This is a genomic window from Streptomyces sp. NPDC048248, from assembly GCF_043201875.1.
Classification (GTDB): domain Bacteria; phylum Actinomycetota; class Actinomycetes; order Streptomycetales; family Streptomycetaceae; genus Streptomyces.
The window spans coordinates 158,855-184,392 of sequence record NZ_JBICZL010000015.1; the positions used below are offsets into that span (position 1 = coordinate 158,855).

The following is a 25,538-nucleotide window of genomic DNA, read 5'->3' on the forward strand; positions in this document are numbered from 1 at the left end:
TACGGAGAGGGACTCGTACTTCTGACAGATGTGCCATGTCCGCCTGGCGGACGCACTGACTACCGCGTCAGATCCCCGAAGGTTGCGGTCAACTCAGGTAAAGAGTTGGTAACGCGTCACATAATCAGTCCTGGATGAAGACGGGCAATATGCGCAAGGCGAGCCGGCGTGCGGAAACGTCACGGCCCTTGTATGACAAGGGAATTGATGGAAATGCCCGGCCTGGGGCGGTGAACTCCCGCACAGGGAAGGGGAATTGCTGCCCGCGCCCCTTTCGGGGGAACCCTCGGACTATTGCGCGGTGATGATACGAACGTCACTCGCGGAGCGCCCCGCGGACTCCTCGGAACCGGCCGGCTTCTTCTGCCAGCCCTTCCCCGCATCGGCCGCGATCCACGTCCGACCGGCGTAAGAGATCTGTTCGATACGCAGCTCGGCGGAGTGGGCCATCGCCCACATCGCCAATTCCCAGCCCCGCTTCGGGCCCCCGCCGTCGGTCCCCACCCCGGCCTGCCGCACCGGCACCGTCACGCCGCGCCCGCCACTCGCGCCGCGACCGCCCGCGCCGTCCGTCCGCGGCAGCACCTCGGGACCGAAATCCCGGGCCAGCTTCGCCCGGACCGCCGCCACGTCGCCCGCCTGACCGTTCACCGGACGGCTCTGGGTGCACGTCATCGCCGCGCCGTCCCGGCCGGTCAGCGCGCCGGTCAGCCGGGCGGCATTCACCTCGTGCTTGGCGTACGCCTGCGGGTAGCCGCTGCGCTGCACCTTCTGGGCGGCGACGGTCAGCGGCAGCCGGGAGTAGCCCGGGACCTTCGCCAGGTGGGTGTAGAACTCCCCGGCCGCGTACACCGGGTCCATGATCTGCTTCACCGTGCCCCAGTCCTGCGACGGCCGCTGCTGGAACAGGCCGACCGAATCCCGGTCGCCGAAGTCGATGTTGCGCAGCCCCGACTCCTGCATCGCCGTCGCAAGCGCGATCGTCCGCGCCCGCTCCGGCAGCCCGCGCGAGGACGCCACGGCCGAGATCGTCGCGGCGTTCGCGGCCTGCTCGGGGGAGAGCTCGTACCCCTTCGCGTCCCCTTCGGCACGCACCGTGCAGCGCGGCGCGCCCGGGCCGCCCGTGACGTACTGCACCAGCAGATACGCGGCCAGCCCGATCAGCACGGCGAAAGCGGCGCCGGTACGCCAGAGGCGCTTGCGGCGGACGGGGACCTTGGGCTGGGCGGACACGCAGCCCACCGTACTGGAGGGCCGCCGGATAGGGTCGGCCCCATGGAGCGCTCCACACACCACGCCGCCCTCGACCTCTCCCTCGACGCCGCCGCGCTCACCGCGCAGCTCGTCGACTTCCCGTCCGAGAGCGGGAACGAGAAGGACCTCGCCGACGCCGTCGAGCACGCCCTGCGGGCGCTGCCGCACCTGACCGTCGACCGGTACGGCAACAACGTCGTGGCCCGCACGAACCTGGGCCGCGCCGAGCGCGTGGTGCTCGCCGGACACCTCGACACCGTGCCGATCGCGGACAACCCCCCCAATGTCCCTTCCCGGCTCGACGAGAACGGCGTCCTGTGGGGCTGCGGCACCTGCGACATGAAGTCGGGCGTGGCCGTCCAGCTGCGCATGGCCGCCACCGTGCCCGCACCCAACCGCGACCTGACCTTCGTCTTCTACGACAACGAGGAGGTCGCGGCGCACCTCAACGGCCTCGGCCACGTCGCGGACGCGCACCCGGACTGGCTGACCGGCGACTTCGCCGTCCTCCTGGAGCCCTCCGACGGCCAGGTGGAGGGCGGCTGCCAGGGGACCCTGCGGGTCCTGCTGCGCACCACCGGGGAGCGGGCCCACTCCGCGCGCAGCTGGATGGGCGCCAACGCCATCCACGCCGCCGCGCCGATCCTGGCGAAGCTCGCCGCCTACGAACCGCGCCGCCCGGTGATCGACGGCCTGGAGTTCCGCGAGGGACTGAACGCGGTCCGCGTCGAGGCCGGGGTCGCCAACAACGTCATCCCGGACGCCTGCACCGTCACCGTCAACTTCCGCTACGCGCCCGACCGCACCCCCGACGAGGCGCTGGCCCACGTCCGCGAGGTCTTCGCGGACTGCCCGGTGGACGAGTTCATCGTCGACGATCACTCCCCGGGCGCGCTGCCCGGCCTGTCCCACCCTGCCGCGAAGGCGTTCATGGAGTCCGTCGGCGGCACCGCGATGCCCAAATTCGGCTGGACCGACGTCTCCCGCTTCAGCTCGCTCGGCGTCCCCGCCGTCAATTACGGCCCCGGCTACTCCCTTCTCGCGCACAAGAAGGACGAGCGGGTCGAGGTCGACCGGATCCTGCACTGCGAGGAGCGGCTGCGCGCCTGGCTCACGGACTGAGTGGCCCCGGGCGTCCGCCCGCGACGCTCACCTGCGGGTCGTCCACCGGCCGAATTCCCCTGCGCCGCGCGTCCGTGGATCTACGCTGATGCGGCAAACGATCTGTCAGCGGAGGGAGCACATCATGGCCGACCTCGAGGGTGAACCGACCCCGGAGGAGCAGCGGCTGGGTCCCGTCCTGCGCCGACGCGGGCAGGTGCAGGGCAGCACCACGGACCAGCGGCTGCTGGACACCGCGGGCCCCTCCGAGTGGGTGCACACCGACCCGTGGCGCGTGATGCGCATCCAGGCGGAGTTCGTCGAGGGCTTCGGGGCGCTGGCCGAGCTCGGCCCGGCCATCAGCGTCTTCGGCTCGGCCCGAACCGCACCGGGCTCGGCGGAGTGGGACGCCGGGGTGCGCATCGGACGGGCCCTGGTCGAGGCCGGGTTCGCGGTGATCACCGGTGGCGGGCCCGGCGCCATGAAGGCCGCCAACAAGGGCGCCCACGAGGCGGGCGGGGTCTCCGTCGGCCTCGGCATCGAGCTGCCCTTCGAGCAGGGCCTCAACGAATACGTCAACCTCGGGGTCGACTTCCGCTACTTCTTCGTCCGCAAGACCTGCTTCGTGAAGTACGCCAGCGGCTTCGTGGTGCTGCCCGGCGGGATGGGCACCCTGGACGAGCTGTTCGAGGCGCTCACCCTCGTCCAGACGCAGAAGGTCACCCGCTTCCCGATCGTGCTGTTCGGCACGTCCTACTGGAGCGGGCTGGTCGACTGGCTGCGCGGCACCCTCATCGCCCAGGGCAAGGCGTCCATGCGCGACCTGGACCTCTTCCACCTCAGCGATGACGTCGACGAGGCGGTCGCGCTGGTGACCAAGGAGGTCGGCGCCTGAGAGCGGGCCGCCGCGGGCCGAAGACGCTCGCCTCCGGCCCCGGAATCGGCCTCAGGCCAGTCCCCGGCGGGCGACCGCCGGGGGCCGGTGACCGGCGATCGACGCCACCATGTCCAGCACCTGCCGGGTCTCGGCGACCTCGTGGACGCGGTAGACCTGCGCGCCCAGCCAGGCCGACACCGCGGTCGTCGCCAGGGTGCCGAGCACCCGTTCCTTGACCGGCCTGTCCAGCGTCTCGCCCACGAAGTCCTTGTTGGACAGCGAGACCAGCACCGGCCAGCCGGTCTCCGCCATCTCGCCGAGCCGGCGGGTCGCCTCCAGGCTGTGCCGGGTGTTCTTCCCGAAGTCGTGCCCCGGATCGATCATGATCGCGTCCCGCCGGACACCCAACTCCACGGCCCGCTCGGCAAGTCCGAGCGTCACCCGCAGGATGTCTGCCATGACGTCCTCGTACGTCACCCGGTGCGGGCGGGTACGCGGCTCGGCACCGCCCGCGTGCGTGCACACCAGGCCGACGTCGTGCCGCGCCGCGACCTCAGCGAGCTTCGGATCGACGCCGCCCCAGGCGTCGTTGAGCAGATCGGCGCCCGCCTCGCAGACCGCCTCGCCGACGTCGTGCCGCCAGGTGTCGACGCTGATCACCACATCCGGGTGACGCCTGCGCACCTCGGCCACGAACCCGACCGTGCGGCGCGCCTCCTCCTCGGCGCTCACCTCCTCGCCGGGGCCGGCCTTGACGCCGCCGATGTCGATGATCGCGGCACCCTCGGCCACCGCCTGCTCGACACGGGCGAGCGCGGGCTCGTCGCGGAACGTGGCGCCCTGGTCGTAAAAGGAGTCCGGCGTCCTGTTCACGATCGCCATGATCACCGGCTCGTGCGCGCCGAACTCGCGATTCCCCAGCCGCAGCATTCCTTGACTCCTTCTCCGTGGTCCGCCAGCGACCCTAACTGTCACACCCGCATGGCACGATCAGTGCAGGCGCACAGTTCGGGGAGTTGGTCGTGTTCTGGTTCTTGCTGATCGCGATGGTCGTGGTCGTCGCGGCGGTCACGCTCGTCGTCGTGGGCGGCGGTGACGGCGACGGTGACGGCGGCGGGCTGCGCGACGCCGCGCCGGACCGGCTCTACGACCCGCTGCCGGCGGAGCGCCCGGTGGCGCGCGCCGACATCGAGGCCGTCCGCCTGCCCGTGACGGTCCGCGGGTACCACATGTCGGACGTCGACGACGTCCTCGACCGCCTCGGCGCCGAGCTGGCGGAGCGCGACGCCCGTATCGCCGAGCTGGAATCCGCGCTGGCCGGCGCGCACGCCGCGGCCATGCAGGCCCGCGGAGCCGGCCAGGGAGGCGCGCCCGGCCCCTTTCCGCCTGGCCCCGTCCCACCGGGCCCGGTGGAGGACGCACGGCCCGCAGGCGGTCCCGTGGCGGACGCGCAGCCCGGCAGTGGGGCCCCGCAGCCTTCCGGCCCCTCCGAAGCCCCTGACGGCCGTGACGGCGCCGAGGGTGAGGAGCGGTCGTGAGCGGCGTGGTGACGGCTCCGGACGGCGTTCCCCGCTGCCCCTGGGGCATGGAAGGCGAGCGGATGGCCGACTACCGCGAGTATCACGACACCGAATGGGGTCTGCCCGTCCATGGCGACGATGCCCTCTTCGAACGGATGAGCCTGGAGGCCTTCCAGTCCGGGCTGTCCTGGATCACGATCCTGCGCCGCCGTCCCGGCTTCCGCGCCGCGTTCGCAGGGTTCCGCATCCCCGAGGTGGCGCGCTTCACCGACGCCGACGCCGAACGGCTGCTCGCCGACCCCGGCATCATCCGCAACCGCGCCAAGATCGCCGCAACGATCAACAACGCCAAGGTCGCCGCCGAGCTGACCCCCGGCGAACTCGACGCCCTCATCTGGTCCTACGCCCCGGACCGGGCCGATCGCCCGGCGCCCCGCACCCTCGCCGACCTCCAGCCGGTCACCCCGGAGTCGACAGCACTCGCCAAGGACCTCAAGAAGCGCGGCTTCCGCTTCGTCGGCCCCACGACGGCGTACGCCATGATGCAGGCCTGCGGCCTGGTCAACGACCACTTGGCGGACTGCCACGCCCGCGCCACGACGGAGGCGGCGGGACGAGCCGGGGGGTGAGCGGGGGCGAGGGCCCGGTGACCGAGCCGACCGGCGCACGGGTGGGCTCGTGCCCGGACAGGGCGGGCCGGTAGCCGGGGTACGTGGCTGACCGCGCGCGGGGTGGGGTCGGTGGACGGCAGTCGTGACTCGTGCGGATCGGGGCGGGCGGCTGGAGACGGGCTGCGAGTCGAGCAGCTTCTGGCTGACCGGCGGGCTGTACGGGCTGCCGATGTGGCGGACCGACTGGCGGATTGGCGGACTGTGCCGCCGCTCCGGCTGTCGGGGCGGGTGGCTGACTGCACGCGGAGTTGAGTCGGTGGACGTCGATCGGTGGCCGTGCGGATCCGAGCCGGTGGCCGGAGACGGGCTGCGAGTCGACCGGCCGGCTGGGGCAACCTTCGGGCCGGTAAGGGGCTGCCGATGCGGCGGCGCTGCTCCGGCGGCTTCGCGGACCGTGCCGTCACCCCGGTAGCCCGGGTGGATGGCTGATCCGCGCGCGGAGTGGGGTCGGTGGGCGGCAGTCGGTGACGGATGAGGATCGGGGCAGGGGCGGCCGGAAAACGGGATTCGAGCCGGCCGGGGCAAGCGGCGGGCCCCGGCAGCCGACGTTCCGTACAGGGCTGCCGATGTGGCGGACTGACCGCGGCGGATTCGCGGACGGTGGTGCAGCCTGCCCGAGCCGGGTTCGACGACCGCATGGATCCCCGCTGCATGGATTCCCGCCGAAGGGACCACGACCGTATGGACCGGCAGCCCCGAGGCACCGCGGGCCGGTGGCGCGCCAGGTCGCTTCCTACGGCGCCGCCACGGCCACGGTCGTGCTCCCGAGCCACCGGGCCCGGCAGGCCGTCCTAGCGGCCCAGGAAGCGCGGCTTCTCCTTCTTCACGAATGCCTCGACCGCGATCCCGTGGTCCTCGGAGGCTCCGGCCCGGCCCTGCAGTTCGTCCTCCTTGCCGAGGGTCTCGGCGAGCGAGTGGCCCGCCCCGTAGGCCAGCGACTCCTTGAGCGCGGCGTAGGCGGCGGTCGGTCCGTCGGCCAGTCGGCGGGCCACGGCCGCGGCCTCGGCGGCCAGCTCCGCGGCGGGGACGATCTTGTTGACCATGCCCAGGTCGTAGGCCTCCTGGGCGCTGACGTTGCGCGGGAAGAGCAGCAGGTCGGCGGCCCGGCCGTGGCCGATGAGACGGGGCAGCGTCCAGGACACCCCGGAGTCCGCGGTCAGCGCCACGCCCGCGAAGGAGGTGTTGAAGGAGGCGGAGTCCGCGACGACCCGGTAGTCGGCGGCCAGCGCGAACCCGGCACCCGCCCCCGCGGCGACACCATTGACCCCCGCGACCACGGGCTTGGGCATCTCGGTCAACGCCGTGACGATGGGGTTGTAGTGCTCGCGCACCGTGTTCATGGTGTTGCCCGAGCCGTTGGCCCGGTCCTCGGCCAGCAGCCCGATGTGCTCCTTGAGGTCCTGGCCGACACAGAAGGCGCGCCCGGTGGCCGTGAGGAGTACGGCCCGGACGGCCGGGTCGGCGGCGGCCTGCTGAAGGGTGTCCCGCAGTTGGACCTTCGCCTCGATGTTGAGCGCGTTCATCGCGTCGGGGCGGTTGAGAGTGACCGTCGCGAGTCCGTCGGTCACGTCGTAGAGCACGGTGTCGGCCATAGTGGGAGTCCCCTCCGTCGCGGCTCGTACTGCCTGGTAATGGCAGCCAGCGCTCAGGATGCCGGAGATCATCGGCTGCCGACATGTGACGTACGTCAAACAATCCGGGCGCGTCGGACGTGTGCGGGTGGCGCAGTATCGCAGCCGCCTCCCCGAATTGAGTGGTTTTGAGAGAGCGCGTTGCCAAAGGGATGCAGGCCGATGTTGGTCATCGGGTCGTTCGATGCGGGATAATGACTGGGAAGCAATGTGTTCGATGCCGGTGACACGTGGGTTGTCGGCTGCGATGAGCTGGTTTCAGGAAGGGGAACGAGCATGGCGGCCATGAAGCCGCGGACGGGCGACGGCCCGCTCGAGGTGACCAAGGAGGGGCGGGGCATCGTCATGCGCGTTCCGCTCGAAGGCGGCGGGCGACTCGTCGTCGAGCTGACACCCGACGAAGCCAAGGCCCTGGGTGAGGCCTTGGAGAAGGTCACCGTCTGACGAGGGCGGCCCAATTGCTGCGGTTCCCCGGGGGCTGACCCCCGGTATCCCCAGCCGAATACCCCGGCCCCGGCAGGCGGCGTGCAGAAATGCGCGCCGCGTGCCGGGGCTGTTTCGTTTATGTCACCGCCGTCATCGCCGTCATGGCGGACGCGGGCCTCGGATGTCGTCGGCCCTTGGCTGTCGTGGATTCACGTTGGACCCGACACCCGGGGGGCGGGCTGAAGGTGACTAAGCCGTCCCACGATGGGAGGGCGGAGGTCGCGGGCCGGAGGGGGGGCGGTCAGCCTCGCTTGACTGCGCAGAGCAGTCCGTCGCCCACCGGCAGTAGGGACGGCACCAGGGTGGTGCTCTCCCGGATGGCCCGCAGCAGCTCGCGCAGTCGCAGGACCTCCGCGGGCTGCACCGCGGAGTCGACCGTACGGCCGTCCGCGAAGACGCCCTCGAAGCACACCAGGCCGCCGGGACGCAGCAGACGCAACGATTCAGCGAGGTACTCGAGGTACTCGACCAGGTCCCCGTCGCAGAAGACGAGGTCGTAACCGCCGTCGGCGAGGCGGGGCAGGACGTCCAGGGCGCGGCCGGGGATGAAGCGGGCGCGGTTGCCGGCGAAGCCCGCCTCGCGGAACGCCTGCTTGGCGAACGTCTGCCGCTCCGGTTCGAGATCGACCGTGGTCAGCACCCCGTCCGGGCGCATGCCGTGCAGGAGGTAGATGCCCGACACGCCGGTGCCCGTGCCGATCTCGGCGACGGCCTTGGCGTCGGCGGTGGCGGCGAGCATGCGCAGGGCCGCGCCGGTGCCGGTCGTCACCGTACGGATGCCTGCCTCGCGCGCGCGGTCCCGGGACCAGCGCAGGGCGGCTTCGGCGGTGCCGTCGATGGTCCCGGCGCCGTACGCCTCGGCGAAAGCCAAGCTCGTCTGCCGGTTGCCGGTAATGGCCCTCTCCTGTCCCCGTAGTTGACGCAACCGTGACTGTATCCGCTGCGTGCGGGAACCCGCAGATGGGACCGGGCGTTATCAAGAGGCAGGGGGGATGCACCGGTGAAGACCGCGCGAGACATGCGGCAAGACCAGAAGCAGGACCAAATGCAGGTCAAATCTGCTTATCCGGAGCTAACGGGCGAGGTGGATATGGTAGGGGCTCTACTGGACACCACCAGAGCCACCAGGGGAGGTGCGGCTGCAGCGGGTGACCGCAGAGTGCTGAGGCGCTCGCGTCGGTCGTCCGCCGAGCCGAAATCCGTGACAAACACCGCTGACCGTTTCCGTGCCCATGGCCCCAAGGGCATGGGAGGAGCCACCACCACCGATTCCGCACCCACCGCGACCTTCGCCGAGGACGCGGATGTGCAGGCGTGGACTCCCCCCAGCTGGGAGGAGATCGTCAGCACCCACAGTGCACGGGTCTACCGCCTTGCCTACCGCCTCACCGGCAACCAGCACGACGCCGAGGACCTCACGCAGGAGGTGTTCGTCCGCGTCTTCCGATCGCTGTCGACGTACACCCCCGGCACCTTCGAGGGCTGGCTGCACCGCATCACGACCAACCTCTTCCTGGACATGGTCCGCCGCCGTCAGCGCATCCGCTTCGACGCGCTCGGCGACGACGCGGCCGAGCGCCTGCCCAGCCGCGAGCCCTCCCCGCAGCAGCATTTCAACGACACGCACTTCGACGCGGATGTGCAGCAGGCGCTGGACACCCTCGCGCCGGAGTTCCGCGCCGCCGTCGTGCTGTGCGACATCGAGGGGCTGTCGTACGAGGAGATCGCCGCGACCCTCGGCGTCAAGCTCGGCACGGTCCGCAGCCGGATCCACCGGGGCCGCTCCCACCTGCGCAAGGCGCTCAAGCACCGTTCCCCGGCGGCGCGCGCCGAAGAGCGTGAACAGCAGCGCGCGCTGGCCGTGGTCTCCACCGGGGAGGTCGGGATCGCGTGAGCGGTACTGGCCGTCCGTCTCCTTCCGAACAACATCTCGGCGACCGTCTCGCAGCCCTGGTCGACGGTGAGTTGGGGCATGACGCGCGCGAGCGGGTGCTCGCCCATCTCGCCACGTGCGGTAAGTGCAAGGCCGAGGCCGACGCCCAGCGCCGGCTGAAGAGCGTCTTCGCCGAGACGGCGCCCCCCGGCCCGTCCGAGGGTCTGCTGGCGCGCCTCCAGGGGCTGCCCGGCGGCGACCAGAACGGCCCGGGCAGCAGGCTCGGCGCGGGTGGCCTGGGGCCCGGTGACTTCGCGACGGGTGGCCCCTTCGGCTATCTCCCCTCCGAGGGCCACGCCATGTCCGCGGTCCCCCCGCGGCCCCGCCCGCAGGGCTTCCGCGTCCACGACACCGACCGGCCCGCTCCGCAGCGGCGCAGATTCGCCTTCGCGGCTGCCGGGGCGGTCTCGCTCGCGGCCTTCGCGCTCGGCGGCGCGCTGCCGCTGGAGGCTGCCGTCGATACGCCCGCCGGGCGCGGCGACGGCACCGGCACGGCCGTCCCGCTCAGCGCCACTCCGCCGGCAGGTGGCTCGCCGGTGCGCGGCGAGGAACTCCTCCTCAACCGCAATGCCCGGTCGGTCTCCTCACCACAGGCCGGTGCGCAGGCCACGGCTCCCGCCCCCAGCTCGCTGGGGCTGTACGGTCCCGGCACGGCCGTGCCCTCCCGCTCGTTCCTGGCCCCGAGCCCGACGGCGGGCCGGTTCGGCCTGCCGCCGCTGATAGCTGCGACCGGCCCCGGCTCGGCCTACCACCTCGCCCCGGTGGCAGCCGAGAGCCAGGCGACCGCCAAGCGCCCCCACCCGCAGCCGCCGCTGGAGCCCAAGCGACCGCTGGTCGGCTCGGCGGCGACCCCCGGTCCCGTCGCCCAGGGAACAACCCCCGCCCAGCACTGACCGGACCCTGCGCAGGCCCGCGCGGAACTGGTTGAATCGCTGTTGGGCGGCGCACCCCTGTTCGGGGGTGGGCCGCGAGGTGGCGGTGGCTCGCGCAGCGCGGCGGGCGAAATGGGTGGGGAGAGCATGGACGACGGTAAGGCCGCCGGGCCGAAGCTGAAGTGGTGGAGCCGTCCGGGACACACTCCGGGCCCGCAACCGTCCGCCGAGACCGGTCCGCACACCCCGACTGCCCCAGCTGGCGCCGCGTCGGGAGCCCTCGCGCCGAATGCCCGCGTGCCGGACGGCACCGTCGCGCACGGCGCCGCGTCAGATTCCTCCGCCGGGCCGCGGGAGGACGAGGACTGGACCGTTCGTCCGCCGGAGCGTGGGCAGCAGCCGGATGCGAGTCCGGCTCCTGGCCCGCACGGCGGTCCCGAGGCGCCCGAAACGACGGACGGACTCGTCCCTACCGCGCACGAGACCCGCGGCGCCGCGGCGTACCCGGTGCGCCTCGAGAAGCAGTCCACGGGCGCCACGGCTCCTCAGGCGCCGGACGCGCCGGCCCCTGAGGCCGGAGCCGGGCCGTCCGGCGGCCACCGCGCCGCGTCGACCGTGACGCTCGGTCAGATCGCCGAGGACGCCGGGGAGAAGACGGCTGCCGACCCGCGCGCGCAACTGCCGGCCCCGACACCCGCCGCCGCGAGCCCCGACGCCGTGTCCGCATCCGACTCGACGCCTTCCGCCCCGATGCCTTCGGCCGCGACACCTGACGGGCCCTCTGCCGTCGCGACGTCCGGCGTCGGGTCGCATGAGGTCCCGGCGCCTTCCGCCCCGACGTCCGACGCCATGGCTGCCTCCGCTGCGGCCCCCGGGCTTCCGGGAGACGACGCCGCGACGTCCTCCCTCGCGGTGCCTGCCGACGCGGCGCCTTCCGGGCCGACGCACGGCGCGGCCACGCCCGTTGCCCCCGCGCCTTCACCCGATCCGACGCTCTCCGCCCCAGTGGCGGGGAGTCAGGGCGTCGACGCCCCCCGGGGTGCTGCTGGTCAGGCCGCCTCGGCTGGGCCGCGTGCTGATGCGCAGATCCGGCAGCCGCTGCATCCCGAAGACCCGTACGGCACGCCCCCGTACGGTGGCCCCGGCCCGTGGGCGCCCGCGCCGCCTGTCCAGCGCCCGGTTCCCACTCCGGCGCACGGCACGCGTATGCCGCCGCCGGCCGGGCCGCAGCCCGCGTACGGCGCGCCGGCGCCGACCCCCTCCGGCGCCATGCCCCCGCAGGTCCCGCAGCCACCCCAGGCTCCGCACTCCCCGCCTGCTCCGCACATGCCGCAGGCGGGCGCCGGCCACCCCGGCGTGCCGCAGCAGGGTGTGCCGTCGGGCCCGCAGCTCGCACCAGGCACCGCAGCGTCCACCTCCACCTCCACAGCCGCTGGCGCGCCCCCGCCCCCAGCCGCAGGCATAGGCAGCGGCGGGGGAGCGCCGGACGGGGCGCATGCCGCACCGGACGGGCACACCGGCGCGCACCACCTCCCGCACGGCGTCCCCGCCGGCACGCCCACCGCCCTGCAGACCGCCGCCCCGCAGGCTCCTGGTCATGAGACCGCTGGCGCCCGTGACGAGGGCGTGGGCACCCCGTGCGACGGCACGGACGGTGGGTTCATGCCGCAGCCCGGGGACGGGGGTCCCCGCGCCGCCGGCGCACGGTCGGCGGGCGCTGAGCGCTCCGGGGGCGACCGGTCGCTGCCGCCCGAGCAGCCGCACCCGCAGCCCGCAGCGGCGCATCAGCCCCCAGCGGCCCTCCAGCCGCAGGCCGGGGCGGCTCCGCACGCCCCCACCGGCGCGTTCGCCGCGCAGCCGCAGCCGCAGCCGCAGCCGCAGCCGCAGCCGCAGCCCTCTCCGGACCTCACGGGTCATGGTCAGGCAGCAGGTCCCGCAAACACCGTCGCCGCCCCGCAGGGCGCCTGGCAGCAGTACGACCCCTGGAGCGCCACGCAGCACGGCGGTGCCGCAGGGCCTCCGCCGGGTGGCCGGCGCAGCCGGCGCGCAACGCTCGCCATCGGCGCGGTGGTGGTCGCCCTCCTCGCGGGCGGGGTCGGCGGCGGCATCGGCGCGTACATCGAGCGCAACGGCGGCCTCAGCGACATCGAGCTTCCCCAGGCCGCAGGCGAGCAGGGTGGCCGCAATCCCGAGAGCGTCGCCGGGATCGCGCAGACCGCGCTGCCCGGGGTGGTGACCCTGCACGTCCGCGGCAGCGCAGAACAGGGCACCGGCACCGGCTTCGTCCTCGACCGGCAGGGCCACATCCTCACCAACAACCACGTCGTCGAACCGGCCGGCACGGGCGGGGAGATCTCGGTGACCTTCAGCGGCGGCCAGACGGCCAAGGCCAAGGTCATCGGCCAGGACGGCGGCTACGACCTCGCGGTCGTCCAGGTCGAGGGCGTGACGGGGCTGCGGCCGCTGGCCCTCGGCAACTCCGACACGGTGCGGGTCGGCGATCCGGTCGTGGCGATCGGCGCACCCTACGACCTCGCCAACACCGTCACCGCGGGCATCATCAGCGCCAAGCAGCGCCCGATCACCGCGGGCGGCGAGAAGGGCGACGGCAGCGATGTGTCGTACGTCGACGCCCTCCAGACGGACGCGCCCATCAACCCGGGCAACTCCGGCGGGCCGCTGGTGGACTCCAAGGCGCGGGTGATCGGCATCAACAGTGCGATCCGGGCCGCCGACAGCGGCAGCGGCCTGGACGGCGGCGCGCAGGGCGGCAGCATAGGGCTGGGCTTCGCCATACCGATCAATCAGGCGAAGCGGGTCGCCGAGGAGCTGATCAACACCGGGCGGGCCACCCATCCGGTGATCGGCGTCACGCTGGAGATGGACTACACCGGGGACGGTGCGCGGGTGAGCGCCCGCAGCAAGGACGCGAAGGCGCCGGTCACCCCCGGTGGTCCGGGCGCGAAGGCCGGGATCCGGCCCGGCGACGTGATCACAGAGGTGGACGGGGCTCCGGTGCACGGAGGTGAGGAACTGATCGTCAAGATCCGCAGCCACCGGCCGGGCGACAGCCTGCTGCTGACCCTGGAGCGGGACGGGGAGGAGCGGTCCGTCCGGCTCACGCTGGGCTCCTCCAGCACGGACTGATCGTTTGCAGGGTGTTGGTGCGGGTGACTCCCGCCCATGGCGACGGGCCAGGTACCGTGAGAGACGGCCTGGCCTCCGGGCCCCCGAGGCCGCGATACCCCAAGGAGCCGCAAGGTGTTCTTCGACATAGGACCCCTCGAGCTGGTAGCGCTCGTGATCCTTGCGGTGCTCGTCTTCGGCCCGGACAAACTGCCCAAGGTCATTCAGGACGTGACGGGCTTCATCCGCAAGGTGCGGGCGTTCTCCGACAGCGCCAAGGAAGACATCCGCAGCGAGCTGGGCCCGGAGTTCAAGGACTTCGAGTTCGACGACCTCAAGCCCAAGAACTTCGTGCGCAAGCACGTCCTGGAGAAGGACGAGTACGGCCTCAAGGACCTTCAGGAGATCCGCAACGGCTTCGACCTGAAGAAGGAGATGGCCGAGGTCACCGACGCGGTGCACAGCCGGGACGGCGACGCGTCCGCCGCGCCCTCGAATGGCGCAGGCCCGAATCTGTCCAAGGAAGCCCCGGCCGCCGCCTCCGGCCGCCCTGACATGGTCAAAAAGAGCGGCAGCGGGGAACAGGCAGAGCGTCCGCCTTTCGACGCCGACGCCACCTGATACTCCCGTATGCCCGGCTGTGTTGACCCGTATGGCTATGCTCCCGGTGTCCGGGGTGAGGTCGCCTGAGGGGGGCGGGCCGCCCACGACGCAGGGCAACAAGGAGGCTCCGCGCAGATGGAGACGACGAGTCGGACAGCGGCACAAGCGGTGTCCGCCGACGTCGGCCGGAAGGTCGACGGCTATCTGCTGGCCGCGTTCCCGTGGTACGGCCTCGATGAGGCGTTCACCGGACCTCGCTGGCTGATGCGGGTCGGCGTGGCCGCGGACGGCACCGTGGAACACGGTGCGACCGGGCACGGCGAGACGCCCACCATAAGGGTGGAAACGACGAAGGAGACCGAGCGGTTCGCGGTCGTCGTGACCGTCGCCAGCCGCCCGGTACGGCGCAGCGCCGACGGCACCGGCGTCCTGGACGCCACCTCGATCTCGACGGCGGCCTGGCTCGCCGGGTCCGGGCTGCTCGCGCAGACCTGGCCGTCGCAGATGGACCGCACACTGCGCGACGACTGGCTGGACCAGCAGACGATGATCGCCTGGGAGCTGGCGGACGATCTCGACGGCGAGAGCTGGAGCGAGTTGATACTGCCGGTCGACGGCGTGCCGACACCGTTCCGCTACCGCGAGTCGGAGTACGGCTGGGTGCTGGCAGGCTCCGCGAGCGAGGGCGCCGACGGCGTGCACATCGGCGCCTACGGGCGCGGTATGAGCGCGTACGGCGTGGCCTTCTCGGTGATCCAGGACCTCGCGGTGTACGAGGGCTGAGCGGCGCGGGCGGGCCGGCGGAGCCCGGTCGCCCGCACGGACGGTGAAGGGGCGGACCCGCAGCGGGCCCGCCCCTTCACCGTGCCGGCGCAGAGAGCGCGAGCTCCCTCCGCCGGACCCCTCAGAACTTGTTGCGCGGGGTGATGCCCAGCGACATGCCCTGCAGGCCGCGCTGACGGCCGCCCAGCTTGCCGGCGACGGCACGGATGGCGGAGCCGGCGGGGGAGTCGGGGTCGGTCAGGACGACCGGCTTGCCCTCGTCGCCGCCCTCGCGCAGCCGCACGTCGATCGGGATCGAGCCGAGCACCGGGACCTGGGTGCCGGTCGTCTTCGTCAGCCCCTCGGCGACCCGCTCGCCGCCGCCGGTGCCGAAGACGTCGACCATCTCGTCGCAGTGCGGGCAGGGCAGCCCGGACATGTTCTCGACCACGCCGACGATCTTCTGGTGGGTCTGCACGGCGATCGAGCCGGCCCGCTCGGCGACCTCGGCCGCGGCCTGCTGCGGCGTGGTGACCACGAGGATCTCGGCGTTCGGCACGAGCTGGGCCACGGAGATGGCGATGTCGCCGGTGCCCGGGGGCAGGTCCAGAAGGAGGACGTCCAGGTCGCCCCAGTAGACGTCGGCGAGGAACTGCTGCAGCGCGCGGTGCAGCATCGGGCCGCGCCAGACGACGGGGGCGTTGCCGGGGGTGAACATGCCGATCGAGATGACCTTCACGCCGTTCGCCGAAGGCGGCATGATCATGTTTTCGACCTGGGTGGGCTTGCCGTAGGCGCCCAGCATGCGGGGCACGGAGTGACCGTAGATGTCGGCGTCCACGACACCGACCTTCAAGCCGTCCGCCGCCATCGCCGCGGCGAGGTTGACCGTCACCGACGACTTGCCGACGCCGCCCTTGCCGGAGGCGACGGCGTACACCCGGGTCAGCGAGCCGGGCTGGGCGAAGGGGACCTCGCGCTCGGCGGTGCCGCCGCGCAGCGACGTCGCCAGCTCCTTGCGCTGCTCGTCGCTCATCACGTCCAGCTCGACGGTGACACCGGTGACGCCCTCGACACCCTCGACCGCCTCACGCACGTTGGTGGTGATGGTCTCGCGCATCGGGCATCCGGAGACGGTCAGATAGACCGCGACCGTGACCGCGCCATCTGCCGCGATCTCCACCGATTTGACCATCCCCAGGTCGGTGATGGGGCGGTGGATCTCGGGGTCGTTGACCGTAGCGAGGGCGGCGCGGACGGCATCTTCGCCGGGAGCGGACGCACTCGACGCGGAGCCTGTGGGCGTGTCGGTAGCCATGCACCGATGGTACGGCGCTGGAGTGGGCCTCCGGAAAGGCCGTCAGCGGTCGCGTTCGTCACTCTCCGCGTCGACCATCTGCCGCAGCTCCAGTTCCTTCATGATGTCGGCCAGCTCGGAGCGGATCCAGTCACGGGTGGCGACCTCGCCCAGGCCCAGCCGCAGCGCGGCGATCTCCCGCGTCAGGTACTCGGTGTCGGCGATGGAGCGCTCGTTCTGCTTGCGGTCCTGTTCGTGGGTGACCCGGTCCCGGTCGTCCTGCCGGTTCTGGGCCAGCAGGATCAGCGGCGCCGCGTAGGAGGCCTGCAGCGACAGCATCAGGGTCAGGAAGATGAAGGGGTACTCGTCGAACCTCCATCCACTGGGCGCGCCGACGTTCCAGATGATCCACAGGATGATGATGACCGTCATCCAGACGATGAACCGGCCGGTCCCAAGGAAACGGGCGATCTTCTCCGACAGCCGCCCGAAGGCCTCCGGGTCGTACTCCGGCCAGAACGTACGGCGCGGCGCCCGCGGCTGGTCCAGCCGCACCCGGGGCCGCTCAGGGGCGCCCCGGCGGACCGCGGACGCCCCGTGGACCCGCGACCGCTCCTTGGCGCTCTCCCGCTCCTCAGCGCCCATTCCCGGCCTCCCTGAGATACGCCTCGCCGCTCACACCCGTCGCCGACTCGCCGTGCATCTCCGCCTCGCGCCAGTCGTCCGGCAGCAGGTGGTCCAGCACGTCGTCGACGGTGACCGCGCCGAGCAGCGCGCCGCTCTCGTCGACGACGGGCGCGGCGACCATGTTGTACGTCGCCAGATAGCTGGTCAGCTCGGGCAGCGGGGTGTCCGGGGGCAGCGGCGGCAGATCGGTGTCGGCGATCGAGCTGACGAGGGTGAACGGCGGGTCCCGCAGCAGCCGCTGAAAGTGCACCAGGCCCAGGTACTTCCCGGTGGGGGTCTCGTCCGGCGGCCGGCAGACGTAGACCTGCGCGGCGAGCGCGGGGGAGAGGTCCGGGTCGCGGACCCGGGCCAGCGCGTCAGCGACGGTCGCGTCCGGGCGCAGCACGATCGGCTCGGTGGTCATCAGGCCGCCCGCGGTGCGCTCCTCGTACGACATCAGCCGGCGGACGTCGGCGGCCTCCTCGGGCCGCATGAGGGCCAGCAGCCGCTCCTTCTCCTCCTCGGGGAGCTCCGAGAGCAGGTCGGCGGCGTCGTCGGGGTCCATCGCCTCCAGGACGTCGGCGGCCCGCTCGTCCTGGAGCTTGCCGATGATCTCGATCTGGTCGTCCTCGGGCAGCTCCTCCAGGACGTCCGCCAGCCGGTCGTCGGCGAGCGCCGCGGCGACCTCGGCGCGCCGCTTGGCGGAGAGGTGGTGCAGGACGCCCGCGAGGTCGGCGGGCCGCAGCTGCTCGAAGGTGGCGAGCAGGTTCTCCGCGCCCTGCCCGTGTTCCTCCAGCGAGAAGCCGGTCACCGCCGACCACTCCACGGTCAGCGTCTCGCCCTTGCGGCGCAGGGCACCGCCCTTGCCCTTGCGGACGAAGACCTTGTCGATCTCCCAGTCGCGGCGGGCCGGCAGCTGGGTGATCCCGATGTCGAGGACGGTGACCTCCTCACCGGTCTCGACCACCCGCACCCGGCGGTCCAGCAGCTCCCCGAGCACCAGGGTCTCGGAGGCCCGCTGCTCGAAGCGCCGCATGTTGATCACGCCGGTGGTGATGACCTGGCCGGACTCCACGCCCGTCACCCGGGTCATGGGCAGGAAGATCCGGCGTCTGCTGATCACCTCGACGACGAGGCCCAGCAGGCGCGGCGGGCGGTTGCCGACCCGTCGCATCGCGACGAGGTCGCGGACCCGGCCGACCTGGTCGCCGTTGGGATCGAAGACGGCGACGCCGGAGAGATGGGAGACGAAGACCACCGCCATGCAGGGGCCTCCCTTTCTCCCGTTCTGCCTGGAATATGGCCTCGGTCCGGGTTCAGGCTAACGCGCCCGGGTCGCCGCCGCCCCGGTGGAACGGCCGTATGGCGTCCGGTCGGGCACGCCGCCGAAAACCGCCGACGGCCCAGGTACGCTGCCGTCTGCTGTCGAGGTCACCGCATCAGGAGGCAGAGCCGACGTGACTGCAATCCCCTCGGGGACGAGCCCCCGACCCCTGGTCGGCCGCCGTCCCATCCGACGGGCGGCGCTCGTGGGGGCGGTGTGCGCGGGCCTGGCCGCGGCGCTGGCGGGTTGCGGGGCCGAGGAGGACCCGGACGCCGGCACCAACGGGATGGGAAAGCTGCCCGCGGCGAAGGTCGAGGCCAAGGCACGCGCGGCGGCCGAACGCGCCGGGACGGTCCGGCTCTCCGGCAACGTCGTGAGCCAGGGCCGGACCTACAAGCTCGACATGCGGCTGGCGAAGAACGGCGCCAAGGGTGAGCTGACGACGAAGGCGGCGGCGTTCCAGCTGCTGAGGGTCGGCGACGCGCTTTATCTGAAGGCGGATGCCGCCTTCTGGGCCGGTGAGAAGAACGCCAAGGCCGGCACCCCCGACGCGGCCGCGGCGGCCAAACTCGGCGGCAAGTACGTCAAGGTCCCCTCCGCCGATCCCGTCTACAAGCGCTTCAGCGGCTTCACGGACAAGGACATGCTGCTGAGCAGCCTGCTGGGACTCCGGGGCAAGCTGACGACGGGTGAGCACACCGACATCGACGGCGTCCGCGCCATCCGGCTGTCCGCCGCCGCGGGATCCGGCGGCACCCTGGACGTCTCCCTGGAGGGCACCCCGTATCCGCTGCGGCTCCACCGGGCGGGCGGCGCCGGTGTGGTCCGGCTCGCCGACTGGGGCAAGAGCGTGCCGCTCCAGGCCCCGGCCAAGGACCAGGTCGTCGACTACGGTCACCAGATCTCCGGCGACAGCTGACGGCGGATCGCGACGGCAAGGGGGCGCAGGGCTCGCGCGGTGATCGGCCGCCGCCCCGTGGCCGTCCCCGGATCAGCCCTTGCGGCCCCGGCGCAGCAGCTTCGGCAGTGCGGCGGGGGCGGGGCGCCGGGTGATGGCGGGCGACGGCAGCGGCGGAGCGGTGTGGGCGCCGTCCGGCATGGCCCCCGGGCGCTGCTCGGTCTGACCGGTCGGCTCCAGCCGCAGCACCCGGCACTCGCGCGCCCAGCGCTGGGTGAGGGTATCGGCGTCCGGTGCGTTGAGCCGCTTGCCCTTCAGCTCGCCGACGGCGGCCGACCAGGCTTCGCTCTCCGGGGCCGGCTCGGCGACCCGGGCCTGCCAGGCGACCAGTCGGCCGCCCTTGTCCTTGCTGCGCACGGTGACGGTGGCGGTGCCCCCGTCGGTGAGGCCGAGGTCGGCGAGGGGCTGCTCGCCCTCGCCGTCGCCGATGAGGCAGGCGGCGCCGTCGACCCACACGTGCCACAGCGCACGCGCCGGGCCCGTCGTCCCCCGCACCCAGATGAGGCCGGATTTCTTCGTGGCCTCTTCGATGAGCGCCCGATCCTGCAGGGCCTGCGACACGGTCTCCGTCATACGGCTCAGCCTAATGGGCAGGCCCGGGGCACCCCGGGGGCGGTCCTGGCGCCCCGGATGCCCAGGAGGTGAAGGAGCGGGCGGGACGGGAGCGGGCGGGACGGGCGAGGTTCTGCGGGCAGGCCCACACGTCGCGGGCGAGCCGCCCTTCGTACCGAGAGCCGGCCACTCGTCGTCCGGTTCCTCCGCCGCCTTCTCCGCCTCATGGGCGGCGTCCCGCTCGGGACGGGTCGGCATCCCAGCACCCGGCGGGCCCTGGGGCGGCGCGGACGACCTCGGCCAGTACATCCCTCATGGGCCTTTGTGCTCCATGGAGGGGGATGGCACACGGGCTCCGCACCGCCCCCTGACGTCTTCTCAGAGGGCGGTGGCGCAGCGGCTGTACGGCTCAGAGCCAGCCGTTGCGCTTGAAGCCGCGGTGGATACCGAAGCAGATCGCGACGGTGGCCAGCAGGACGGCGGGATAGCCGAACTTCCAGTGCAGCTCCGGCATGTACTCGAAGTTCATGCCGTAGATGCCGGCGATCATCGTCGGCACCGCGAAGATCGCCGCCCAGGACGTGATCTTGCGCATGTCCTCGTTCTGCGCGACGGTCGCCTGCGCGAGGTTGGCCTGGAGGATGGAGTTGAGCAGGTCGTCGAAGGACAGCACCTGTTCGTTGACGCGCGCCAGGTGGTCGGCGACGTCCCGGAAGTACGTCTGGATGTCGGCGTCGACCAGCCGCATCGGGCGCTCGCTCAGCAGCTGCATCGGCCGCAGCAGCGGCGACACCGCACGCTTGAACTCCAGTACCTCGCGCTTGAGTTGGTAGATCCGCCCGGCGTCGCCGCCCTTGGACGAGCCCTTGCCGTTGGTGCCCGAGCTGAAGACGTCGATCTCCACCTCGTCGATGTCGTCCTGGACCGCTCCGGCCACCGCGATGTAGCCGTCGACCACCTGGTCGGCGATGGCGTGCAGGACGGCCGACGGCCCCTTGGCCAGCAGCTCCGGGTCGTCCTGGAGGCGGTGGCGCAGTGCGCGCAGCGAGCCCTGCCCGCCGTGCCGGACCGTCACGATGAAGTCCCGGCCGGTGAAGCACATCACCTCGCCGGTCTCCACCACCTCGCTGGTCGCGGTCAGCTCGGCGTGCTCGACGTAGTGGACGGTCTTGAAGACGGTGAAGAGGGTGTCGTCGTAACGCTCCAGCTTGGGCCGCTGGTGGGCGTGGACGGCGTCCTCCACGGCGAGCGGGTGGAGGCCGAACTCCTGGGCGATACCGGCGAATTCGGCCTCGGTCGGCTCGTGCAGGCCGATCCAGGCGAAACCGCCGTCGGCGCGCACGCTGGCCATCGCCTCGGCCGGGGCGAGGTGCTCGCGCACCCGGCGCCCCTCGCGGTAGACGCCGCAGTCCACGATGGCGCTGTTCGCGCAGGCGGAGGTGGTCGCGGGGTAGCTGTACGGGGAGTCGTCGCGGCGCCGGGACGGGCGGACGGCGGCGCGCAGGTCGCGGATCATCGACATGGCAGGCTCCTTCACGGGCCGGCCGTCAGCCAGGGCGCGGGGAGGTAACGCTGCCCGGAACGTGGACGTACGAGGCGTCATCGGCCGTACGTCCGCAAAGCGGGCGGCGCTCCGTGCGGTGGTGCTGACGGCAGTTCGCAGAAAACAGAACAAAGAGTCGAAGGCGCTCTTCCGTCATCTACATCCGGCGCAAAGGCACTTCACGGGTTTCGCCGCTGGGCGGCGGGGTACGGAAGCTCTCGGATCAGGAGATTCGCTGCGCGAGGGGGATGACAGGAGAACTATCGGTACTGCACGGTCGACTCGGATCCACCGCAGTCCCACCTCCTCCGGCCGGTCCCCGCTGGGGGACGACGTCATTCCCTGACCAGACGGCAAGGCTATCAGCCGCCTGAAGCGTTACGGTGCCGCTTTGCCTGTTCTCGACGCGTCTTATGCTCGCGGCATGTCTGACGTTCTTGAGCTGGTCGAAGCCCGGCTGCGCACGGCCCTGGGTGAGCCGGACGCACGCGCCGCCGTCACGTTCCTCGGTACCGACCGTATCGAGGTGCTCCGCTTCGTCGGCGACGGGGTCGTCCGTTACGCCACGCTCGGGATGTCGGCCCAGCCGATGGCCGACCCCACGGCCGTCCTCGCTGACCCGCTGCGCGGCCCCCGTGCCGAACTCGTGCTGTCCGTACGACCCGGCGGCGCCGAGACCGACAAGGTGCTCAGGCCGCTCGCCGTTCTCGCCGCGTCTCCGCAGGTCGAAGGGCTGATCGTCGCGCCGGGCGCCTCGCTGGACGTGGGCGAACCGCTGTGGCCGGGGGCCGCCTTCACCTCGGTGCTGGTGACCGCGCCCGGCGGACTGGTCGAGGATCTGGAGCTGGAGGAGCCGCTGGAGCCCGTCCGCTTTCTGCCGCTGCTGCCGATGACGCCCAACGAAGCCGCCTGGAAGCGGGTGCACGGCGCCGAGGCGCTGGAGGAGCGCTGGCTGAAGCACGGCACGGATCTGCGCGACCCGCTGCGCAAGGGTGTGCCGCTCGACGGCTGAGGTGCCGGACGGCTCCGCCGGAGTGCTCGATGTCACCTTCCCGCTGTCGGGGCCGCCACTCGTACGCCCGCGGCCGTGGAGCCGCGCTCGGGGCGGTTCCACGGCCGTGCGTACGGGCGGCGGGGTGTCAGCCGGCGAAGACGGTGACGCCGTCCTCCGTGGCGTGCCGCGGCTCCAGTTCCTCGGCCCGCAGGGTCAGCGCGCGGCGGCGGATGGCAACGATCGCCGCACCGATCACCGCCGCCACGGCCGCGACCACGAACGGGATGTGGATGTCGGTCCACTCCTCGATCTTCGGCGCGAGGAAGGGTGCCGCGGCCGCCGCGAACCACCGCACGAAGTTGTAGCCCGCGCTGGCCACCGGCCGCGGCGCGTCCGACACGCCCAGCGCCAGCTCGGTGAAGACGGTGTTGTTCAGGCCGATGAAGGCGCCCGAGAGGACCGTGCAGACGATCGCGGTGGTGTGGTCGCCGTAGCCCAGGACCAGCAGGTCGACGGCGAGCAGGACCAGCGAGCCGCCCAGCACCTTCAGTGAGCCGAAGCGGTGCTGGAGCCGGGGCGCGACGATCACCGAGAAGACCGCCAGCAGGACACCCCAGGCGAAGAAGACACCGCCCGACTTGTAGGGCGACATGTTCAGCACGAACGGCGTGAAGGCCAGCACCGTGAAGAACGCGTAGTTGTAGAAGAACGCCGAGACGGCGGCGGACGCCAGCCCGCCGTGGCCGAGCGCCTTGATCGGGTCGAGCAGCGAGGTCTTGCGGGCCGGCCTGGGCTGTTCCTTGAGGAACGCCGTGATCGCGATGAAGCCGATGGCCATCAGGACGGCGGTGCCGAAGAACGGGTAGCGCCACTTCAGGTCGCCCAGGATCGCGCCCAGCAGTGGACCGCAGGCCATGCCGAGGCCCAGCGCGGACTCGTACAGCAAGATCGCGGCCGCACTGCCGCCCGCCGCGGCGCCGACGATCACGGCGAGCGAGGTGGAGACGAACAGTGCGTTGCCCAGGCCCCAGCCGGCGCGGAAGCCGACCAGTTCGCCGACCGATCCCGACATCCCGGAGAGCGCAGCGAAGACCACGACCAGTGCGAGGCCGGCCAGCAGGGTCTTGCGTCCGCCGATGCGGCTGGAGACGAAGCCGGTGATCAGCATCGCGACGGCGGTGATCAGGAAGTAGGAGGTGAACAGCAGGGAGACCTGGCTGTTCGAGGCGTGCAGGCCCTGGGCGATCGAGGGCAGGATCGGGTCGACAAGGCCGATGCCCATGAAGGCGACGACCGAGGCGCCGGCCGTGGCCCAGACGGCCTTGGGCTGGCGCAGGAGGGACACTCCGCCCTCTTCGAAGGGATCTTTCCCGGTGCCGCCGCGGCTGCTGCTCTTCATGCTGCGGGTCCCCTTCCCGTTGCCGGACTTCGCGGTTCCGGGCGAGCTGCCGCCCGGAGATCGTTGATGTATACACACAATAAGTTAGCTGGGCTAAAGGGTGCAAGCTACAACTACATGATGGCCGAAAAGGCCGTCTTGATCTGCGTGGGGCGTGATATTAGGCACATCGGACGAGTGATCGTCCTTGACGGGACGGCGGTGCTGGAGGACCGTTGGGCCCTATGAGGGGCGAACCCAGTTGCCCGAAGTGCGGTGGCCGGGTCCGGGCGCCCGGTCTTTTCCACGACACCTGGGAGTGCGCCGTGCACGGCACCGTGCACCCACTCCAGCCGGTCGTTCCGCCGAGCGTCGAAGCCCTCGGCGTCGTCGTCCACCGGGCCCAGGTGCCCGTATGGATGCCGTGGCCATTGCCGGTCGGCTGGCTGTTCACCGGTGTCGCCTGCGCCGGTGACGAGCGCAGCGGCGGACGGGCGACCGCGGTGGCCTGTTCGGGCCCCGGCCCGCTCGGCGGCCCGGGCGAACTGCTGCTCATCGCCGAGGAACTGGGCGTCGGACTCGGCGCGCGCTACGCCGGCATCGAGGGTCCCGACCCCGGCCCCGGAATGTGTCTGGACAAGCCGGCGCACGCCAAGGTCCTGGCAGCCGGCCGTCCGACCCCGATGTGGCACGTCGACGGCGCGCCCCCGGACCGAGCGGTCTTCGCTGGCGAGGCACGCGGACTGTGGCTGTGGGCGATCGCCTGGCCGGAACAGTCCGCCCTGCTGATGTACGACGAGCTGGTGCTCACCGATCTGCGGGAGGCGGGCGCGGAGGTGGACCTGCTGCCCTGCGGGGCGCTCTCGCCGCGGATCCTGAACTGACCGCGGCCCGGCCTCGGGGTGCCCGCGGGGGTGGGTCCTCCCTCCCGCCCGACGGGGTCACGCGCACTCGGCCGGTATCCTTCTGACGTTCCCCTTCGGCGGCGGTGCCACCAGGCCCGGCCGCCGTGTCCGTCCCGCAGCAAGTCTGGAGTTCGCGTCGTGCGCATCGATCTGCACACCCACTCCACGGCATCGGACGGTACGGACACCCCTACCGAACTCGTGCGCAACGCCGCGGCCTGCGGTCTGGACGTCGTCGCGCTGACCGACCACGACACCGTCGGCGGCCACGCCGAGGCGCGCGCGGCGCTGCCCGCGGGGCTCACCCTGGTCACCGGTGCCGAACTCTCCTGCCGGCTCGACGGCGTGGGCCTGCACATGCTCGCCTACCTCTTCGACCCCGAGGAGCCCGAGCTCGCCCGTGAGCGGGAGCTGGTCCGCGACGACCGCGTCCCGCGTGCTCAGGGCATGGTCGCCAAGCTGCGCGAGCTGGGTGTGCCCATCACCTGGGAGCAGGTGGCGCGGATCGCCGGCAGCGGAGCCGTCGGGCGCCCGCACGTCGCCAGCGCCCTCGTGGAGCTTGGTGTGGTCGCCTCGGTCTCCGACGCGTTCACGCCGCAGTGGCTGGGCAACGACGGCCGGGCGTACGTCGAGAAGCACGAACTTGATCCGTTCGACGCGATCCGGCTGGTCAAGGCCGCCGGCGGGGTCACTGTCTTCGCGCACCCGATGGCCGTCAAGCGCGGCGTCTGCGTACCGGAGAGCGCGATCGCCGAACTGGCCACGGCCGGCCTGGACGGCATCGAGGTCGATCACATGGACCACGACGAGCCCACCCGCGCCCGCTTGCGCGCCCTGGCAGGCGATCTCGGGTTGCTGACCACCGGCTCCAGCGACTATCACGGCAGCCGCAAGACGTGCCGCCTCGGTGACCACACCACCGACCCCGAGATCTACGGGGAGATCGTGCGCCGCGCGACCGGCGCTTTCCCCGTCCCCGGCGCGGGCGGCTGAGCCCCGACCGGTAGCCCCGCCGCGGCCGCCCCGGCGCCCGCCGGGGCCGTCGCCGGCGTGCGCCGCGCCGCTGTCCTGCTTCCCCTACCGGG

General features: G+C 72.2%; 24 protein-coding genes. 14 read left to right on the forward strand and 10 right to left on the reverse strand.

Features of this window, described 5'->3' with window-relative positions; all coding sequences use genetic code 11:
• Positions 1-291: 291 nt before the first annotated feature.
• Complete coding sequence (locus ACGFZW_RS29900) at positions 292-1,233, reverse strand: heavy metal transporter (protein ID WP_393896368.1); 942 nt, start codon at positions 1,231-1,233, stop codon at positions 292-294.
• A gap of 42 nt (positions 1,234-1,275) precedes the next feature.
• On the opposite strand from ACGFZW_RS29900, the gene dapE reads away from it, so the two are divergent.
• The gene (gene dapE / locus ACGFZW_RS29905; protein WP_393896369.1) at positions 1,276-2,376 is read left to right on the forward strand and encodes a succinyl-diaminopimelate desuccinylase; all 1,101 of its coding nucleotides are present in this window, start codon (positions 1,276-1,278) and stop codon (positions 2,374-2,376) included.
• A gap of 124 nt (positions 2,377-2,500) precedes the next feature.
• Positions 2,501-3,250, forward strand: a complete 750-nt coding sequence (locus tag ACGFZW_RS29910; protein WP_393896370.1) for a TIGR00730 family Rossman fold protein — start codon at positions 2,501-2,503, stop codon at positions 3,248-3,250.
• 51 nt (positions 3,251-3,301) lie between these two features.
• Here the strand turns inward: ACGFZW_RS29910 and folP are convergent, their stop codons facing one another.
• Positions 3,302-4,162, reverse strand: coding sequence for a dihydropteroate synthase (gene folP / locus ACGFZW_RS29915; RefSeq protein WP_393896371.1), 861 nt, complete (start codon positions 4,160-4,162; stop codon positions 3,302-3,304).
• Positions 4,163-4,254: 92 nt separating this feature from the next.
• Between folP and ACGFZW_RS29920 the strand changes: the two genes are divergently transcribed.
• Positions 4,255-4,770 carry a DivIVA domain-containing protein gene (locus ACGFZW_RS29920; protein ID WP_393896372.1) on the forward strand — a complete coding sequence of 172 codons (516 nt, stop codon included), beginning with the start codon at positions 4,255-4,257 and terminating at the stop codon, positions 4,768-4,770.
• On the forward strand, positions 4,767-5,381 hold the full coding sequence (locus ACGFZW_RS29925) for a DNA-3-methyladenine glycosylase I (RefSeq protein ID WP_393896373.1): 615 nt from the start codon (positions 4,767-4,769) through the stop codon (positions 5,379-5,381). Before ACGFZW_RS29920 ends, ACGFZW_RS29925 begins: the two co-directional genes overlap by 4 nt.
• Before the next feature lie 833 nt (positions 5,382-6,214).
• Here ACGFZW_RS29925 and ACGFZW_RS29930 read toward each other — a convergent pair.
• A complete protein-coding gene (locus ACGFZW_RS29930; RefSeq protein ID WP_393896374.1) occupies positions 6,215-7,015 on the reverse strand; it encodes an enoyl-CoA hydratase/isomerase family protein in 801 nt (266 codons plus the stop codon).
• Between the two features lie 315 nt (positions 7,016-7,330).
• On the opposite strand from ACGFZW_RS29930, the gene ACGFZW_RS29935 reads away from it, so the two are divergent.
• Positions 7,331-7,498 carry a DUF3117 domain-containing protein gene (locus ACGFZW_RS29935; RefSeq protein WP_003985072.1) on the forward strand — a complete coding sequence of 56 codons (168 nt, stop codon included), beginning with the start codon at positions 7,331-7,333 and terminating at the stop codon, positions 7,496-7,498.
• 283 nt (positions 7,499-7,781) lie between these two features.
• Here ACGFZW_RS29935 and ACGFZW_RS29940 read toward each other — a convergent pair whose 3' ends face one another.
• On the reverse strand, positions 7,782-8,465 hold the full coding sequence (locus tag ACGFZW_RS29940; protein WP_393896375.1) for an O-methyltransferase: 684 nt from the start codon (positions 8,463-8,465) through the stop codon (positions 7,782-7,784).
• A 276-nt stretch (positions 8,466-8,741) separates the two neighbouring features.
• Here ACGFZW_RS29940 and sigE point away from each other — a divergent pair, with 276 nt between their 5' ends.
• The 5 genes from sigE (at position 8,742) to ACGFZW_RS29965 (ending at position 14,857) form a co-directional block, all read left to right on the forward strand.
• Positions 8,742-9,434 carry an RNA polymerase sigma factor SigE gene (gene sigE / locus ACGFZW_RS29945; protein ID WP_393896376.1) on the forward strand — a complete coding sequence of 231 codons (693 nt, stop codon included), beginning with the start codon at positions 8,742-8,744 and terminating at the stop codon, positions 9,432-9,434.
• Positions 9,431-10,366, forward strand: coding sequence for a zf-HC2 domain-containing protein (locus ACGFZW_RS29950; RefSeq protein ID WP_393896377.1), 936 nt, complete (start codon positions 9,431-9,433; stop codon positions 10,364-10,366). The genes sigE and ACGFZW_RS29950 overlap by 4 nt, the downstream gene beginning before the upstream one ends.
• Before the next feature lie 1,305 nt (positions 10,367-11,671).
• A complete protein-coding gene (locus ACGFZW_RS29955; protein WP_393896378.1) occupies positions 11,672-13,492 on the forward strand; it encodes a S1C family serine protease in 1,821 nt (606 codons plus the stop codon).
• Between the two features lie 114 nt (positions 13,493-13,606).
• Positions 13,607-14,092, forward strand: coding sequence for a sec-independent translocase (locus ACGFZW_RS29960; protein ID WP_393896379.1), 486 nt, complete (start codon positions 13,607-13,609; stop codon positions 14,090-14,092).
• Between the two features lie 117 nt (positions 14,093-14,209).
• Positions 14,210-14,857 (forward strand): hypothetical protein, encoded by a 648-nt coding sequence (locus ACGFZW_RS29965; RefSeq protein ID WP_393896380.1) that lies wholly within the window; start codon positions 14,210-14,212, stop codon positions 14,855-14,857.
• Between the two features lie 121 nt (positions 14,858-14,978).
• Here the strand turns inward: ACGFZW_RS29965 and ACGFZW_RS29970 are convergent, their stop codons facing one another.
• The 3 genes from ACGFZW_RS29970 to ACGFZW_RS29980 are packed head-to-tail and all read right to left on the reverse strand — an operon-like array spanning position 14,979 to position 18,063.
• Positions 14,979-16,154, reverse strand: coding sequence for an Mrp/NBP35 family ATP-binding protein (locus ACGFZW_RS29970; protein WP_393896381.1), 1,176 nt, complete (start codon positions 16,152-16,154; stop codon positions 14,979-14,981).
• Positions 16,155-16,196: 42 nt separating this feature from the next.
• Positions 16,197-16,778: a DUF1003 domain-containing protein gene (locus ACGFZW_RS29975; RefSeq protein ID WP_393896382.1), complete on the reverse strand. Its 582-nt coding sequence runs from the start codon at positions 16,776-16,778 to the stop codon at positions 16,197-16,199.
• Positions 16,768-18,063: a magnesium transporter MgtE N-terminal domain-containing protein gene (locus tag ACGFZW_RS29980; RefSeq protein WP_393896383.1), complete on the reverse strand. Its 1,296-nt coding sequence runs from the start codon at positions 18,061-18,063 to the stop codon at positions 16,768-16,770. The genes ACGFZW_RS29975 and ACGFZW_RS29980 overlap by 11 nt, the downstream gene beginning before the upstream one ends.
• A gap of 193 nt (positions 18,064-18,256) precedes the next feature.
• On the opposite strand from ACGFZW_RS29980, the gene ACGFZW_RS29985 reads away from it, so the two are divergent.
• Complete coding sequence (locus ACGFZW_RS29985; RefSeq protein WP_393896384.1) at positions 18,257-19,042, forward strand: hypothetical protein; 786 nt, start codon at positions 18,257-18,259, stop codon at positions 19,040-19,042.
• 72 nt (positions 19,043-19,114) lie between these two features.
• Here the strand turns inward: ACGFZW_RS29985 and ACGFZW_RS29990 are convergent, their stop codons facing one another.
• The gene (locus ACGFZW_RS29990; RefSeq protein ID WP_393896385.1) at positions 19,115-19,654 is read right to left on the reverse strand and encodes a hypothetical protein; all 540 of its coding nucleotides are present in this window, start codon (positions 19,652-19,654) and stop codon (positions 19,115-19,117) included.
• Positions 19,655-20,042: 388 nt separating this feature from the next.
• Positions 20,043-21,155, reverse strand: coding sequence for a magnesium and cobalt transport protein CorA (locus ACGFZW_RS29995; protein ID WP_393896386.1), 1,113 nt, complete (start codon positions 21,153-21,155; stop codon positions 20,043-20,045).
• Positions 21,156-21,600: 445 nt separating this feature from the next.
• On the opposite strand from ACGFZW_RS29995, the gene ACGFZW_RS30000 reads away from it, so the two are divergent.
• Positions 21,601-22,188 (forward strand): suppressor of fused domain protein, encoded by a 588-nt coding sequence (locus tag ACGFZW_RS30000; protein WP_393896387.1) that lies wholly within the window; start codon positions 21,601-21,603, stop codon positions 22,186-22,188.
• Positions 22,189-22,315: 127 nt separating this feature from the next.
• Here ACGFZW_RS30000 and ACGFZW_RS30005 read toward each other — a convergent pair whose 3' ends face one another.
• Positions 22,316-23,569 (reverse strand): MFS transporter, encoded by a 1,254-nt coding sequence (locus ACGFZW_RS30005; RefSeq protein ID WP_393896388.1) that lies wholly within the window; start codon positions 23,567-23,569, stop codon positions 22,316-22,318.
• A gap of 224 nt (positions 23,570-23,793) precedes the next feature.
• Between ACGFZW_RS30005 and ACGFZW_RS30010 the strand changes: the two genes are divergently transcribed.
• On the forward strand, positions 23,794-24,432 hold the full coding sequence (locus tag ACGFZW_RS30010; protein WP_393896389.1) for a DUF6758 family protein: 639 nt from the start codon (positions 23,794-23,796) through the stop codon (positions 24,430-24,432).
• A 159-nt stretch (positions 24,433-24,591) separates the two neighbouring features.
• A complete protein-coding gene (locus ACGFZW_RS30015) occupies positions 24,592-25,446 on the forward strand; it encodes a PHP domain-containing protein (RefSeq protein WP_393896390.1) in 855 nt (284 codons plus the stop codon).
• The last annotated feature ends 92 nt before the right edge of the window (positions 25,447-25,538 follow it).

Bases quoted from the DNA above. Each gene is read 5' to 3' on its own strand.
- ACGFZW_RS29995 (WP_393896386.1), bottom strand. From the start codon at position 21,155: ATGTCGATGATCCGCGACCTGCGCGCCGCCGTCCGCCCGTCCCGGCGC.
- ACGFZW_RS29935 (WP_003985072.1), top strand. From the start codon at position 7,331: ATGGCGGCCATGAAGCCGCGGACGGGCGACGGCCCGCTCGAGGTGACC.
- ACGFZW_RS29965 (WP_393896380.1), top strand. From the start codon at position 14,210: ATGGAGACGACGAGTCGGACAGCGGCACAAGCGGTGTCCGCCGACGTC.
- ACGFZW_RS29990 (WP_393896385.1), bottom strand. From the start codon at position 19,654: ATGACGGAGACCGTGTCGCAGGCCCTGCAGGATCGGGCGCTCATCGAA.
- ACGFZW_RS29930 (WP_393896374.1), bottom strand. From the start codon at position 7,015: ATGGCCGACACCGTGCTCTACGACGTGACCGACGGACTCGCGACGGTC.
- ACGFZW_RS30010 (WP_393896389.1), top strand. From the start codon at position 23,794: ATGAGGGGCGAACCCAGTTGCCCGAAGTGCGGTGGCCGGGTCCGGGCG.
- ACGFZW_RS30005 (WP_393896388.1), bottom strand. From the start codon at position 23,569: ATGAAGAGCAGCAGCCGCGGCGGCACCGGGAAAGATCCCTTCGAAGAG.
- ACGFZW_RS29980 (WP_393896383.1), bottom strand. From the start codon at position 18,063: ATGGCGGTGGTCTTCGTCTCCCATCTCTCCGGCGTCGCCGTCTTCGAT.
- ACGFZW_RS29970 (WP_393896381.1), bottom strand. From the start codon at position 16,154: ATGGCTACCGACACGCCCACAGGCTCCGCGTCGAGTGCGTCCGCTCCC.
- ACGFZW_RS29975 (WP_393896382.1), bottom strand. From the start codon at position 16,778: ATGGGCGCTGAGGAGCGGGAGAGCGCCAAGGAGCGGTCGCGGGTCCAC.
- folP (WP_393896371.1), bottom strand. From the start codon at position 4,162: ATGCTGCGGCTGGGGAATCGCGAGTTCGGCGCGCACGAGCCGGTGATC.
- dapE (WP_393896369.1), top strand. From the start codon at position 1,276: ATGGAGCGCTCCACACACCACGCCGCCCTCGACCTCTCCCTCGACGCC.
- ACGFZW_RS29955 (WP_393896378.1), top strand. From the start codon at position 11,672: ATGCCGCAGGCGGGCGCCGGCCACCCCGGCGTGCCGCAGCAGGGTGTG.
- ACGFZW_RS30000 (WP_393896387.1), top strand. From the start codon at position 21,601: ATGTCTGACGTTCTTGAGCTGGTCGAAGCCCGGCTGCGCACGGCCCTG.
- ACGFZW_RS29910 (WP_393896370.1), top strand. From the start codon at position 2,501: ATGGCCGACCTCGAGGGTGAACCGACCCCGGAGGAGCAGCGGCTGGGT.